At 37.5% G+C, this 14,936-nt stretch carries 10 protein-coding genes and 1 tRNA gene; 8 read left to right on the top strand and 3 right to left on the bottom strand.

What is annotated here, in order from left to right:
- The first annotated feature begins 16 nt into the window (after window positions 1-16).
- A tRNA-Val gene (locus DZ858_RS01170) sits at window positions 17-91 on the top strand.
- A gap of 20 nt (window positions 92-111) precedes the next feature.
- Here DZ858_RS01170 and DZ858_RS01165 read toward each other — a convergent pair.
- The 3 genes from DZ858_RS01165 to gldJ (DZ858_RS01155) form a co-directional block, all read right to left on the bottom strand.
- Window positions 112-1,374 (bottom strand): UDP-N-acetylmuramoyl-tripeptide--D-alanyl-D-alanine ligase, encoded by a 1,263-nt coding sequence (locus DZ858_RS01165; protein ID WP_117157745.1) that lies wholly within the window; start codon window positions 1,372-1,374, stop codon window positions 112-114.
- A gap of 62 nt (window positions 1,375-1,436) precedes the next feature.
- On the bottom strand, window positions 1,437-3,104 hold the full coding sequence (gene gldJ, locus DZ858_RS01160) for a gliding motility lipoprotein GldJ (RefSeq protein ID WP_117157744.1): 1,668 nt from the start codon (window positions 3,102-3,104) through the stop codon (window positions 1,437-1,439).
- A 117-nt stretch (window positions 3,105-3,221) separates the two neighbouring features.
- Window positions 3,222-4,901, bottom strand: coding sequence for a gliding motility lipoprotein GldJ (gene gldJ, locus DZ858_RS01155; protein WP_117157743.1), 1,680 nt, complete (start codon window positions 4,899-4,901; stop codon window positions 3,222-3,224).
- 214 nt (window positions 4,902-5,115) lie between these two features.
- Here gldJ (DZ858_RS01155) and porU point away from each other — a divergent pair, with 214 nt between their 5' ends.
- From porU to DZ858_RS01120, 7 genes are all read left to right on the top strand, one after another.
- Entirely contained in the window at window positions 5,116-8,991 is a 3,876-nt protein-coding gene (gene porU, locus DZ858_RS01150; protein ID WP_239990695.1) for a type IX secretion system sortase PorU, read from the top strand.
- A 35-nt stretch (window positions 8,992-9,026) separates the two neighbouring features.
- Window positions 9,027-10,181, top strand: a complete 1,155-nt coding sequence (gene porV / locus DZ858_RS01145) for a type IX secretion system outer membrane channel protein PorV (RefSeq protein ID WP_117157741.1) — start codon at window positions 9,027-9,029, stop codon at window positions 10,179-10,181.
- 9 nt (window positions 10,182-10,190) lie between these two features.
- A complete protein-coding gene (gene cdd / locus DZ858_RS01140) occupies window positions 10,191-10,673 on the top strand; it encodes a cytidine deaminase (RefSeq protein WP_117157740.1) in 483 nt (160 codons plus the stop codon).
- Between the two features lie 104 nt (window positions 10,674-10,777).
- Window positions 10,778-11,776, top strand: a complete 999-nt coding sequence (gene pdhA, locus DZ858_RS01135) for a pyruvate dehydrogenase (acetyl-transferring) E1 component subunit alpha (RefSeq protein ID WP_117157739.1) — start codon at window positions 10,778-10,780, stop codon at window positions 11,774-11,776.
- A 3-nt stretch (window positions 11,777-11,779) separates the two neighbouring features.
- Window positions 11,780-13,573, top strand: coding sequence for a pyruvate dehydrogenase complex dihydrolipoamide acetyltransferase (locus tag DZ858_RS01130; protein ID WP_117157738.1), 1,794 nt, complete (start codon window positions 11,780-11,782; stop codon window positions 13,571-13,573).
- A gap of 75 nt (window positions 13,574-13,648) precedes the next feature.
- The gene (locus DZ858_RS01125) at window positions 13,649-14,332 is read left to right on the top strand and encodes an SDR family NAD(P)-dependent oxidoreductase (RefSeq protein WP_117157737.1); all 684 of its coding nucleotides are present in this window, start codon (window positions 13,649-13,651) and stop codon (window positions 14,330-14,332) included.
- Window positions 14,333-14,335: 3 nt separating this feature from the next.
- Window positions 14,336-14,932: a SprT-like domain-containing protein gene (locus DZ858_RS01120; protein WP_117157736.1), complete on the top strand. Its 597-nt coding sequence runs from the start codon at window positions 14,336-14,338 to the stop codon at window positions 14,930-14,932.
- Window positions 14,933-14,936 lie beyond the last annotated feature (4 nt).

The following is a 14,936-nucleotide window of genomic DNA, read 5'->3' as shown; positions in this document are numbered from 1 at the left end:
GTTTTATGGTTTAAATGGGGCATTAACTCAGTTGGTTTAGAGTGTCACGTCGACAACGTGGAAGTCACTGGTTCGAATCCAGTATGCCCCACTCAAAGTGGATTTTTTATTTTAAAGCAAATCTAAAATTCGTTCAAGAGCCATCCCTCTAGATCCTTTTATTAAGAAGAAACAATTTTTGAAATCTTCAACTTTAATCTGCTTTTTAAAGTCATCAAAACTTTCAAATGTATAGATATGAGCAGCTTTTTTGTTTGTTTTTTTGAAATTACTGCCTAATAAATAAGCTTTTCCGAAAGGATTGCTTTCTAAAAAAGCAACAATGTGTTGGTGTTCTTTTTCAGCTTCCGTTCCCATTTCAAACATATCACCCAGGATTAAAATTTTGTTGTTGCCTTCAGCTTGCTTAAAATTTTCCAAAGCTGCCATCATACTAGTAGGGTTGGCGTTATAAGCATCTAATAGTATTTTGTGACCTGCTTTTTCAATGCGCTGTGAACGATTATTCTGCGGAATATAGCTTTCAATAGCTGCTTTAATATGCTCTTCGGAAATATTAAAATAATTACCGATGGCAATGGCCGCTGCTATATTAGCGTAGTTATATAGCCCGACAAGTTTACTTTGTATTTCGGTATTTCGAAATTTGACTTTTACTTCATTTGAAGCATCCATTAGTTGAATGATGGTATCGTTAAAAACAACTTGATCCAAACTTTTGGTCAATTCCAATTGTTTGGTGTCATTTCCATTCACAAAAACCGTTTTTGAATGGCTTTCTAAATAACGGTACAGTTCTGACTTACCTTTTACAACGCCTTCCATACTCCCGAAGCCTTCTAAATGAGCCTTTCCGAAGTTAGTAATGTAACCATAATCAGGCTGAGCAATTTGGCAGAGGCTTTCTATCTCGTGCAAGTGGTTGGCGCCCATTTCAACTATACCAAATTCAGTTTCCGAAGTCATCGATAATAATGTAAGCGGAACTCCAATGTGGTTATTTAAATTCCCTTTAGTGGCAACCGTGTTGAATTTTTTTGAAAGGACTACATTTATTAACTCTTTGGTGGTGGTTTTCCCGTTGCTTCCGGTTAAGGACAGTATTGGCAATTTAAGCTGCTTTCTATGGAAAGTAGCTAGCTTTTGCAGTGCTATCAAACCATTTTTAACCAAAATAGTTTGGTCATTTTGATATTCACTTTCATCTATAACAACTTTGTATGCTCCTTTTTTTATGGCTTCGGCTGCAAAGGTGTTTCCGTTGAAGTTGTCACCTTTAAGGGCTACAAAGAGACAATTTTTTTTAATTTTTCGAGTATCGGTGCAAATACCGCTGCTCGTTAAAAATTCTTGATGAAGCTTTTTAATAGTCATAAAAATAAAAGTACTAAAAGCGATTGTGAAAGCTAAAGTGCGAGTGTAGTTTTAAGTAAAATTTAATGTGTGGGCCGTTTGTTTTTCTTTTTGAATTTAGAGCCTACTCGTGACATAGCACATCGAAAACCAATATAATTAGTGGCCATATATTGTGGTAAGTATCTACGCTGTGCAGGGTCTAGCCAATAATCGCGGTCTTTCCAAGAGCCTCCCTTGTAAACTCGTACTTCATCGTCTATCAGGGTTCTTCTTTGTGAGGAATGATCGTATTCTGGTTTTATAGAACCATCATCTGTAACTTGCATTTTATAAATAGGGGAGTTATACATTCTTCTTTCATTACCATCAGAATCTGTATCGGAAAAAGCAGGATTGTAGCGTAACGAAAGTTTATCGCCGTCTCTATAATCTCTATTGTCGCTTTTTGAAAAATTAATACGAAGATGGGTCTCTTTTTTGTCAACAGGTATTGTTACTAATTCTCCAGGGTATTTTGTGGCAACTACTTTACCGTTTGGTAGCGTGTCATACTCAATTGTTTCGGGAGTGATTACCTGTATGTTTCTATTCTCGTCCAATTTGTTCTTTGTATAGACATTTCCACGGTAATAATTAAAATCATTATAATCGTCATCTACAATTGGACGGTATACATCGGCAACCCATTCGGCTACATTTCCAGCCATATCATAAAGTCCGTAATCATTTGATTTATATGATTTAACTTGAGCCGTAACATCTGCGCCATCATCACTCCAGCCAGCAATACCGCCATAATCACCATCCCTTTGTTTAAAGTTTGCCAATTGATCTCCTCGATTTTTACGTTTTAACGATCGAGTGTATTGACTGTTCCAAGGATATTTTTTTCTTCCTTTATAGGTGTTTTTGTTTCGTATTCCTACAAGACCAAGCGCGGCATATTCCCATTCTGCTTCAGTAGGGAGACGGTAGGCGGGAAGCAAAATTCCATCTTTTCTTCTTGCAAATATTTGTGTGCTGTCGCCTCGTTGGGCTATTTTTTGAGAGCGCTCACTTCCTCCAGTTATACTATCATTACCGCCATAGGTAAGTGTTGGCGCTTTTAAATACGTCTCGGTAGTAAACACAGAACTTGGCGTGCTATTATACCGAACATTTTCTTGAATAAAACCTTCTTCTTCTAATATAAGCTCATTGACTCTGTCGGTGCGCCATTTTGAAAATTCAACTGCTTGAATCCAGCTAACACCAACTACAGGGTATTCGGCAAAAGCTGGATGTCGTAAATATTGATTAGCCATTACCTCGTTAAATCCTAATTTGGATCTCCAAACTAGCGTATCTGGTAATGCACCTTCGTAGATTTTTCTGAAACTTTCTTCTTCTGGAGGAAATACTTTTTTTAACCAATCCAGGTATTCTAGATACATGAGGTTGGTTACTTCTGTCTCATCCATATAGAACGATTGTACGTGCTGTTGGTTAGGTGTATTGTTCCAGTCACCCATTGGGTCATCTTGCACGCGGCCCATTGTAAAAGTTCCTCCTTCTATAAATACCAAACCGGGACCGGTTTCCTGTTCTTTTATCTGAATTTTTCTATTCGTTTTAGAGCCATCTTGCCGTCCAAAAGCACTCCATCCAGTAGCACGTGAGTTTTTATCGTAATCCCTAGAATTACTACAGTTTGTGCATAACAAGACTAAAAACAGGAGTAATAAGTAGTTTCGTAAAAATTTTATCATAGGGAACTCACATCTTATTCAAGTAGCAAGTTAAAAAAAAATTGAATTTGTTAACGAATAAATATAAAAAAAGCCCTGAATTAATAATTCAAGGCTTTTTTTGAATACAAAAATCTTTTAATTTCTAGGTCGTTTCCCTTTTTTAGATTTTGAGCCCACACGGGACATCGCACATCTAAATCCAATATAATCGGTTGCCATATCTTGAGGGAAATAGCGTCTTTGAGCAGGATCTAACCAATAATCTCTATCTCGCCATGATCCTCCTTTATATACTCTTACTTCGTTGTCTATTAAAGTAGTACGTCTATTAGATTGGTCGTATTGCATGTCAACTTGACCGGTACTATCAGTAAGCACGCGATTTTTAGGTGAATTATACATCCGGTTTTCTTCATTTTCATCGTCAGTGCTAAATTCATCTGCAAAAGATTGATATCTGCGAGAAGATCGTTTGTCTCCATCTCTAAAATCACGGTTGTCACTTTCTGAGAAGTTAGTTCGTTGGTATGTTTCTTCTTCGCCCACGGGTACTTGTAAAATTTCGCCGGGCAGATTTCTAGCAACAATCCTACCATTACTTAATGTATCATATACAATAGAGTCTGATGTTACTATTTTAACCTTTCCATCTTCACCTATTGCGTTTTTGGTATATACGTTTCCACGATAGTAGTTAAAATCATTAAATTCATCGTCAACAATTGGGCGGTATACATCGGCAACCCATTCGGCTACGTTTCCTGCCATATCATATAAGCCAAAATCATTAGCTTCGTACGACTTTACTTCGGCTGTTATATCGGCGCCATCATCACTCCATCCTGCAATTCCACCATAATCACCATCGCCTTGTTTAAAGTTGGCTAATTGGTCACCACGACTTCTTCTTTTGTCAGAACGTGTATATTGTCCATCCCAAGGATATTTTTTTCGGCCTCGGTAAACATTGTAGTTTCTAAGTCCCACTAATCCAAGAGCGGCGTATTCCCATTCAGCTTCAGTAGGTAAACGATAGCCAGGTAACAGTAATCCATCTTTACGTTGTACGTACAAGTTGGTGCTGTCTTCGCTTCGTTCTGCTATTCGTTCTGATTGGCTTCCACCTCTAGTAATGGAATCTTTTCCACCATATGTTTTGGTTGGGGCATTTAGGTATGTTTGTGTGCTGAAGGTTTCGCCTGGCTCAACATCATAACGGGCACCTCTTGCCGTATAGCCTTCTTCTTCTAGAATAAATTCGTTAACACGGTCTGTTCTCCATTTACTGAACTCCACAGCTTGAATCCAACTAACTCCTACTACCGGATAATTTGCATAAGCGGGGTGGCGTAAGTAATTATTGGTCATAACTTCATTGTACCCTAATCGGTTTCTCCATACTAAGGTGTCTGGTAAAGCACCTTCGTATATTTGACGGTAATTTTCGTCAGAAGGAGGAAAAACACTTTTTAACCAATCTAAATATTCGAGGTACATAAGGTTGGTAACTTCGGTCTCGTCCATGTAAAAGGATTGAACGTGCTGTTGGTTTGGAGTGTTATTCCAATCGTGCATTGGGTCGTCTTGTACTCTACCCATGGTAAAGGTACCCCCTTCAATAAATATAAGACCGGGACCAGTTTCTTGTTCCTTGGCTTTAGGGTTGTATTTAAAACCACCTTCTTTGGCGTTCATCTTCCAACCAGTTGCACGGGAACTGTCTTTATAGTCCCTAGAATTGTTACAACTTATAAGTAAACTAGTTGTAATCAATGCTATAAATAGACGTAATGCTAAGGTTTTGTTTATGTTCATAGTTAGATTTATGAATAAAATTGGGTTTGCAATATAATAATTAACGGGATAATATCAATAATATTTTATTATTATTGATTCGTTAGTTTTATGGACCATTGCCTACTAACTTGTGTACAAACGTAGTTTTTTTGTTATTATTACTTAAAATGTAAAATACTGAAAACTTTAAAAAAGAACCCATACTAAGTGTATATTTGACGCGTTATTGATTATGATGAAAAAAACAATACTTCTTATTTCAATTGTTTTATTGCCGTTTTTATTGTTGGCACAAACCAAGAATATTACAATACAATGGGGTGATACCCGAAAAGCATCTAGCTCTGTATCGGCTATAAATGATAAAAGTGCCTTAAAAAAAGACAATTTTGATCACCTTAGGCTTACTATTAATGAGGACCAATTGATTTATCAAAACCAATGGAAAGACACAGGTTTTGCTGATGAAAGTTCTATTGAAATATCCAATGTATCCTACGGAGCGTTAACAACGCAAGAGCTTCAAAAAATAAATAAGGATCTAGTTCCAGAAAAGCTCACTTACTCCATTCATAGTAGTAAGGCGCGGGACATAATTTATACTTCGGTTTCTTTATCACCTGTAGTAAAGGTGAACGGGCTATTGCGAAAGGTAAAATCATTTTCTGTTTCTTATAAAAAGAAAGCACAAAATAGAATGGGTAATTTTAGGATGCCTATAACCAATTCGGTATTAGCAACCGGTGACTGGTTTAAGTTTAAAGTAGAAGAAAACGGCATACACCGTATTGATAAATCTTTTTTGGAGGATTTAGGAATAAACACTAGTAATATAAACCCTCAAAACCTAAAAATATATGGTCATGGTGGTAAGCCGCTACCTTTACTTAACTCTTTAAATACTGAATTTGATCTCCCTGAAACATCTATAAAGGTAATTGGAGGGGAAGATGGTTCTTTTGATAATGGTGACTATATTCTCTTTTATGGAACAAGCACGAAAGGTTATGATCCTGAAAACCAAACTAATTTAAATCCATATAGCGACGACTCCTATTATTACATTACTGCTGATGGTGGTACTGGAAAACGAGTACAGGCCATGATAGAGCCATCTGGAGCGCCTACAACTACCATTACTTCATTTCAAGACTACCAATTTCACGAACTAGACGAATATTCTCCTGGAAAAGTTGGAAGACGCTGGTTTGGGAATCGTTTTGATTTTGAAAGTGAACAAACCTACGAGTTTACTTTCCCGAATATAGTTCCGTCAACAAGTATGCAGGTGGCTGTTAGAGCGGGTGCTGTTTCGGAAACAGCTACATCGCTGGCCGTTTCAATAAATGGAACCAGTTTAAACCCCTTAACTTTTAGCGCGCTCACAGGTGAAAGTATCGTTTTATCCGTTAGAGAATTAAGCAAAGCTCAAGGACAAATTCCTGTTGCTGGAGAAACTGTTACTGTGGATCTTTCCTATAATAATGCAGGAAATCCATCTAGTGTTGGTTATTTAGACTATGTAAGTGTAGAGGCAACCCGCCAGCTATCTGTTACCGATAAACAACTTACTTTTACTTATAAACAAGCTTCTAACCTAAGTGGAATAGGGGAGTATCAGGTAAGCAATACAGCACAGATAAGCGAAATATGGGATGTTACCAATCCGGGCTCTATTTCGGAAAAACAAAACGAAAACAATGCATCAAATCTTGCTTTTAAAGCAATATTAGGAACAGCTCGCAAGTATGTAGCCGTACATACAAATGATTACAATACCCCAGTAAAAATAAACCAACCAAGGGTGTTTAACCAAAATCTAAAGGGCTCGGTATTTAACGGGGAGTCTGGTTCCTTTCAAGATGTAGATTACTTGATTGTCACAGCTCCTTTTTTATTGCAACCTGCACTGCGCCTTGCTAATCACAACAAAAATTTATATGGTCTCAATGTAAAAGTGGTAACCACAGATAAAATATATGAAGAGTTCAGTTCTGGGAAACAAGATATTGGCGCTATAAGAAATTTTGTTCGGTATATATACAATAATGCTTCCTCATCCGATAAACGAATAAAATACCTTTGTCTTTTTGGTGATACATCAGTAGATTACAAAAACCGACTATCAGGCAATAATAACATTGTGCCGACTTTTCATACCCTTTCAAGTACCAGTGATGTAACTTCCTTTATGAGTGATGATTTTTTCGGAAACATGGATGCAAATGAAGGTACCATAGGTGGAAAGACTTTAAATGCTTTAGGTGAAGGTCTTACGGATATTGACAGACTTGATATTGCCGTGGGTAGGATATTGGCCGATGAGGTTAGCTTAGCCAATACTTTGGTAGATAAAGTTATAGCGTATTCTTCAAAGGAATCATACGGGAACTGGCGAAATAATTTTATGCTGATTTCAGATGACGTGGATAAATCTGGAGAAGAAGAGCTTGAAATCGAGTTGGATGCATTGGGGGATCAAATTTCAGCTGAAAAGCCGTTTATCAATGTAAAGAAAATTCATATTGATGCATATCAACAACAATCCTCTTCTGGAGGCGATCGATATCCGCAGGTAAACGAAGACATAAAAAACAATATAGAAGTAGGGGCTTTAATTGTAAACTATTTTGGCCACGGCGGGGAAGATGGATTGGCACATGAATTTATCTACACTAAAGATTTAGGTAGTAATTTAAAAAACAAAGACAGGTATCCATGTATTGTTACTATAACATGTCAATTCACTAAATTTGATAATCCTCAGCGTATAACAGCCGGGGAACTTACCTATTGGAATAAAGAAGGTGGGGCTATATCATTGGTTAGCACAACCCGTTCTATTGGACTATTCTTAGGTGTTGAATTTAATGAAAAACTAGCACCCCATTTATTTGGTTATGGTTTGAATGTGCCCGAAACCCCTGCAGAGGCTTTACGAATTGCCAAAAATGATATAAGCAGTAACCTTCGCCGGGTAGTTTTCTATATAGGTGACCCGGCCATGCAATTAGCCTTTCCTAAGAAAAACGTACGGTTAACCACTATAAATGATGTTCCTGTAAGTCAATCGCCAGATGTATTGCAAGCCTTGGGTAAGGTAAAAATGGGCGGTGAAGTGGTTGATGAAAACGGCAATGTGCTCACTAATTATAATGGCGTGCTTTCTGCAAAAGTTTTTGATAAACGATTGGAGCGACAAACTTTGGATAACGATGCGCAAGGATTTGTGTTGGATTTTACCACCTTAGGCGAAACCCTTTTCAACGGACAAGCAACTGTAGCTAACGGTAATTTTGAATTTGAATTTGTCGTGCCTAGAGACATACAAATACCGGTAGGAACAGGACGTGTCAATTTTTATACTGAAGAAGATAATGCCTTGGAGGATCAAGCAGGAGTCGATCTTTCGGTGCAAATAGGAGGAATTAATGAAAATGCTCCTGAAGATAATCAAGGGCCAACTGTAAATTTGTTTATGAATGATGAAAGTTTTGTTTCAGGTGGTGTTACAAATGCCTCTCCTATTCTCATTGCAAAACTGGAAGATGAAAACGGTATTAATACAGCTAGTGGTATTGGCCACGATATGATTGCAATTTTAGATGGTGATGAGTCCAATCCAATAGTGGTGAATGATTATTATCAAGCAGAAAAAGACGATTATACCAAAGGAATCACTAATTACCAATTACGGGATCTTGAGAAAGGACTGCACACCTTAACATTTAAAGCTTGGGATGTATATAATAATTCTTCTACATCTGAAATACAATTTATAGTGGCTGGAGATGATGAATTAAAAATTACAAAAGTATTAAACTACCCTAACCCATTTGTTAACTATACCGAGTTCTGGTTTAATCATAACCGGCCTTTTGAACCTTTGGAAGTGCAGGTTCAGGTATTTACTGTAACTGGAAAAGTGGTGTGGACCAAAAATCAAATTATTAACACCGATGGCTTCCTTTCTCGCGATATTGTATGGGATGGTAGGGATGATTTTGGAGATAAAATAGGAAAAGGTGTATATGTATATAAGATTACAGTTAAATCTACGTTAACCAATAAGCAAACTGAAAAATTTGAAAAACTAGTTATCCTTTAAAAAATAAATTTATATTTGACCAAAATTAGAACCTCATGAAGAAAATATTTTTACCTTTTTTAATCGTTTTATTATCCTACAATGCTGTTGCCCAAGACGAAGATGTAACCACGCAACGGGTAATTACAACAGGTGTTCCTTTTTTGCTTATATCTGGTGATGCACGTTCAGCAGGTATGGGAGATATTGGTGTAACAACTTCTGCTGATGCTTTTTCGCAGCAGTGGAACCCCGCTAAATATGCTTTTGCTATTTCTAAACAAGGAATTGGAGTAACGTATACACCATACTTAAGCAAATTGGTAAACGATATCTTTTTAGGAAACATAACTTATTACAACAGATTAAATGAGCGTAGTGCTGTTGGTGCTAGTTTTCGTTACTTTAGTAATGGTGAAATTGAATTAAGAGAGACAGCAGATCAAGAACCTTTATTAGTTAAGCCTAATGAATTAATGTTCGATGTATCATATTCACTTCGTTTGAGTGATCGTTTTTCTATGGGTATTGCTGGTAGGTATATTCGTTCCGATCTTAAATTACAAACATCAGTTGCAGATGCGAATGCTGCTAATACTTTTGCAGTAGATGTAGCTGGTTATTACCAAAGTGAGGAAATTCCTTACAACGATTTTGATGGTCGTTGGAGAGGTGGATTCAATTTTTCAAACATTGGTCCTAAGCTTAAATATGACGAGTCAGGTCAGGAAAACAACCTGCCAACCAACTTAGCATTAGGTGGTGGTTTCGATTTTATCTTAGACGAATACAATAAAATAGGCGTTAGTGCTGAGGTTAATAAACTGTTAGTGCCAACTCCAAGCGATTCAAACGATGATGGTGTTATAGATCGTGAAGATGATTATTACAATGAAAGTTTCTTTAGTGGTATTTTCTCTTCTTTCGGGGATGCGCCAGATGGTTTTTCAGAAGAATTAAAAGAATTTACTTGGGCATTAGGTGCTGAGTATTGGTACCAAGATGTATTTGCATTCCGTCTAGGGTATTTCAACGAAAGTGAGGACAAAGGATTTAGAAAATTCCTTTCGTTAGGTGCAGGATTTAAATACACTGCTATTAATATCGATATTTCTTATTTATTCTCAACTTCAAAAGTAAGAAGTCCACTAGAAGGAACACTTCGTTTTGGATTGACTTTCAACTTTGGAGACGAGTATGACGAATATTAATCGTATAATTTGAAAAAACATACAATTGAAATAAATCTTGAGGTGTACGATTCTGTTTCAGAACTGCCACAAGAGATTCAAAATTTAATGAATAAGGCGCAACAAGCTCGTGAAGATGCTTATGCGCCTTATTCACGTTTTAGAGTTGGCGCAGCTTTAGAATTAAATTCCGGAGAAATAGTAATAGGTAACAATCAAGAAAATGCCGCTTTTCCTTCTGGTCTTTGTGCTGAACGCGTAGCGATATATCAAGCTGGTGCAACTCACCCTAATGGTTCAATAAAAACCATGGCTATTACAGCACGGTCTTTACAGCATAAAGTAACAAAACCCATTCCTCCGTGTGGTGCGTGTCGTCAAGCCATTGCCGAATACGAAATTAAGCAAGAATCACCCATAGCTATTTATTTTATGGGCGAAACTGGTAAAGTTGCTAAAGCTAATTCCATTGCAGATTTACTGCCGTTATTATTTGATAAAAGCTATCTGTAACATTTAGTAGTATTTTAATGTTTCTGTGTTTTGTAAAACTTCAGAATATAGTACTTTTGTTAATCGTGTTTTAATTTCCCTATGTGGAATAGTATAGCAATCCAATGAAAAAAATTACAAAGAAAACATATCTAGACTGGTACGAGAACATGTTCTTCTGGCGCAAGTTTGAAGACAAGTTAGCTCAGGTTTATATTAAACAAAAAGTTAGAGGTTTCTTACACCTTTACAACGGACAAGAAGCTGTTTTAGCAGGTGCTTTGCACGCTATGGATTTGAAAAAAGACCGTATGATAACAGCCTACCGAAACCACGTACAACCTATCGGGATGGGTGTGGATCCTAAAAAAGTAATGGCCGAACTGTACGGAAAGAAAACGGGAACTTCTCAAGGATTAGGAGGTTCTATGCACATCTTCTCTAAAGAACATCGTTTTTATGGCGGTCATGGTATTGTTGGTGGCCAAATTCCACTAGGTGCTGGGCTTGCTTTTGCTGATAAGTATTTTGAGCGAGACAATGTAACCCTCACTTATATGGGGGACGGAGCGGTACGACAAGGGTCGCTTCACGAAGCATTCAATTTAGCGATGCTTTGGAAATTACCCGTAGTATTCATCTGTGAAAATAACGGATACGCCATGGGAACTTCCGTAGCACGTACTGCAAATCATACTGATATTTGGAAACTTGGTTTAGGCTATGAGATGCCGTGTAAACCAGTTGATGGTATGAAACCTGAAGTAATCGCCAAAGAAATGGATGAGGCAATAGACCGTGCTCGTCGTGGTGATGGCCCTACATTTTTAGAGGTTAGAACCTATCGATACAGAGGGCATTCTATGAGTGATGCACAGCATTACCGTACCAAGGATGAAGTAAAGAAAAAGCAGGAAGAAGACCCGATTTCGTATGTATTGCATAAAATTTACGAAGAAAAGTGGGCTACTGAAGACGAAATAAAAGAGGTGAATAAAAAAGTAAAGGACCGCGTAAAGGAATGCGAGAAATTTGCTGAAGACTCAGACTACCCAGATAAAAACGTGATGTACGACGTGGTTTACGAACAAGAAGACTATCCTTTTTTACCACATAAATTATAGACTATGGCAGAAGTAATAAACATGCCGCGCTTGAGCGACACTATGGAAGAAGGAACCGTAGCAAAGTGGCTCGTTAGCAAAGGTGACAAAGTAGAAGAAGGCGATATTTTAGCTGAAATTGAAACCGACAAAGCCACAATGGAATTTGAATCCTTTCATGAAGGGACCTTATTGCATATTGGTATTGAAGAAGGTGAAACCGCCGAGGTAGATAAATTACTTGCTATTATAGGTGAAGAAGGTGAAGATATTTCTGGTTTAATTAATGGAGGGGGAGAATCTAAAGATGACTCTGATGATGCTTCGGAAGAAGGTAATGAGGAAAAACCTAAGGATGAAGATTCTGACGATGATTCAGAAGAGAATGATGAGAAATCTGAAGGTAAAGACGATTCTAAAAAGTCTAAAAAGAAAAATTCAGAAGAAAAGAACGATGATACTGAAGAGGATGAATCTGATGAAGATATTTCTGGTAAATTTAATATCCCAGAAGGCGTTGAGGTAATTACGATGCCACGTCTTAGTGATACGATGGAAGAAGGAACCGTTGCTACTTGGTTAAAACAAGAAGGCGACAAAGTAGAAGAAGGTGATATTTTAGCTGAAATAGAAACCGACAAGGCAACGATGGAGTTTGAGTCGTTTTATTCAGGAACCTTACTTAAAATCGGTATTGAAGAAGGTGATACGGCTAAAGTTGATGCGTTATTGGCCATTGTTGGACCGGAAGGAACCGATGTTTCAGAAGTAATGAAAAACTTCAAAAAAGGAGGAGATTCTTCAAAAGACAAGAAAAAAGAAACGAAGAAAGGCGATGCTTCAACTTCTAAAGATAAGTCTGAAGACAAAGAAGACAAAAAGGAAAAAGCTTCAAAAGATACTTCTAAAAACAAATCTGAAGAGAAATCAAAATCTTCAGATAAAAAACAATCGGGTCAGGCTACCAAGGACGGTGGACGCATTTTCGTTTCTCCATTAGCTAAAAAGTTGGCAGAAGAAAAAGGAATCAACCTTAATCAAGTACAAGGTAGTGGTGATCACGGTCGGATAGTTAAGAAAGATATAGAAAATTACCAGCCAGGAGTTGGAGCACAAGCATATACGCCAGTTGGGCAAGAAGAATTTGAAGAGGTTAAAAACTCTCAAATGCGTAAGACGATTGCCAAACGTTTAGGCGAATCTAAGTTTACCGCGCCACACTATTACTTAACGGTTGAGCTTGATATGGACAACGCTATTTCAGCAAGAACTGCGATAAATAGTGACCCAGATGTAAAAATATCGTATAACGATATGATTATTAAAGCCTGCGCGATGGCCCTAAGAAAACATCCACAGGTTAATACACAATGGCATGGCGATACGACCAAAATTGCCAAGCACATCCATATTGGTGTTGCAGTTGCAGTAGATGAAGGATTATTGGTTCCGGTCCTTAAGTTTGCAGACCAAATGAGCTTTTCACAAATTGGTGGAAACGTAAAAGAATTGGCTGGGAAAGCGCGAAACAAGAAAATAAGCCCTGACGAAATGCAGGGAAGTACTTTTACGGTTTCTAACTTAGGGATGTTTGGTATCAAGGAATTCACTTCAATTATCAATCAACCGAATTCTGCTATTTTATCGGTTGGAGCTATTGTGCAAAAGCCAGTGGTTAAAAACGGAGCGATTGCTGTTGGTAACACGATGACTGTTACGTTAGCGTGCGATCACCGTACTGTTGACGGTGCCACTGGAGCTAAGTTTTTAGAAACGGTTAGAAAATATATCGAGAACCCGGTTACGATGTTTGTGTAAATACAGATTAAACAAATTGTAAATCCCGTTGTGTTCCACTTGAGAAGACAGCGGGATTTGTTTATATTTAAAACTATGAAGAAAAATATAATTGTTACAGGTACCAGTAGAGGAATAGGCTATCAAATGGTGCCTATCTTAGCCGATGCTGGCCACAATGTGTTAGCATTATCTAGAAATGATGTCCCGATTTCAGGACTGGATATTTCAAACTGTCATTGCTTTCCGTGTGATATTACTGACGCAGATGATATTGAAAAAGTCTCTGAATTTGTAAAAGAAAAGTGGCAACATGTTGATATACTGATTAATAATTCAGGATATATAGTCAATAAACCCTTCGAAAAACTGACACAGGGAGATTTTAAGGATGCGTACGAGGTAAATGTTTTTGGATTGGCTGCCATTACACAAGCTGTGGTTCCATTTATGAAAAAAAGCAGCCACGTATTAAATATTAGTAGTATGGGCGGTATTCAGGGTAGTATGAAGTTTCCTGGTCTCGCTGCATATAGCAGTAGTAAAGGAGCCGTGTTGACCCTAACTGAAGTTTTGGCTGAAGAATATAAAGAAAACGGTCCGTCGTTTAATGCATTGGCTTTAGGCGCCGTACAAACTGAAATGTTAGAAGAAGCTTTTCCAGGCTACAAAGCGCCACTTTCGGCTAAAGAAATGGCTGAATATATTGTAGATTTTGCACTTACCGGAAACAAGTATTACAACGGAAAAATTCTTCAGGTTTCAAATTCAACGCCATAATGCATGCAACAAGTCCTTGAGAAATACATTCCGAAAACTTCGGTAACTCCTGTTTTTGAATTGATAAAGGCAAACAATGTTCATTTGAAAATTGTAAATGAGCGGGTAACCCGGCATGGTGATTATCGAAAAATGCCGACAGGACAGCATCAAATTACAGTAAATGCCAATTTAAATACCTATCGGTTTTTAATTACTTTAGTACACGAAATTGCTCATTTGGTAGCTTTCCAAAAATACGGAAGGACCATTAAACCACATGGAGTGGAGTGGAAGCGAACATTTCAGCAATTAATGCTGCCGTTTATCCGTCCAGAAGTCTTTCCTAATCAATTGTTACCGCTGTTGGCCAATCACTTTAAGAACCCGAGAGCAAGCAGTGATACAGATGCAAAATTATCTATAGCGTTAAAACAATTTGATCCACCAAACGATAAAAACTATATATTTGAAATACCTTTTGGAGCACATTTTAGGCTGTATAATGGGAGGATTTTCAAACGTGGGAAAAAGCTTGTAAAACGCTATGAATGTCTTGAAGTAGCAACTGGTAGAATGTATTTGTTTAACCCAAATGCTGAAGTGGAATTTTTAAAATAAGAAG

The organism is Marixanthomonas ophiurae, from assembly GCF_003413745.1.
Taxonomy (GTDB): domain Bacteria; phylum Bacteroidota; class Bacteroidia; order Flavobacteriales; family Flavobacteriaceae; genus Marixanthomonas; species Marixanthomonas ophiurae.
This window is presented reverse-complemented; position numbering and strand designations above follow the sequence as displayed.

Bases quoted from the DNA above. Each gene is read 5' to 3' on its own strand.
- gldJ (WP_117157744.1), bottom strand. From the start codon at position 3,104: ATGATAAAATTTTTACGAAACTACTTATTACTCCTGTTTTTAGTCTTG.
- porV (WP_117157741.1), top strand. From the start codon at position 9,027: ATGAAGAAAATATTTTTACCTTTTTTAATCGTTTTATTATCCTACAAT.
- DZ858_RS01165 (WP_117157745.1), bottom strand. From the start codon at position 1,374: ATGACTATTAAAAAGCTTCATCAAGAATTTTTAACGAGCAGCGGTATT.
- pdhA (WP_117157739.1), top strand. From the start codon at position 10,778: ATGAAAAAAATTACAAAGAAAACATATCTAGACTGGTACGAGAACATG.
- gldJ (WP_117157743.1), bottom strand. From the start codon at position 4,901: ATGAACATAAACAAAACCTTAGCATTACGTCTATTTATAGCATTGATT.
- porU (WP_239990695.1), top strand. From the start codon at position 5,116: ATGATGAAAAAAACAATACTTCTTATTTCAATTGTTTTATTGCCGTTT.
- DZ858_RS01125 (WP_117157737.1), top strand. From the start codon at position 13,649: ATGAAGAAAAATATAATTGTTACAGGTACCAGTAGAGGAATAGGCTAT.
- DZ858_RS01130 (WP_117157738.1), top strand. From the start codon at position 11,780: ATGGCAGAAGTAATAAACATGCCGCGCTTGAGCGACACTATGGAAGAA.
- DZ858_RS01120 (WP_117157736.1), top strand. From the start codon at position 14,336: ATGCAACAAGTCCTTGAGAAATACATTCCGAAAACTTCGGTAACTCCT.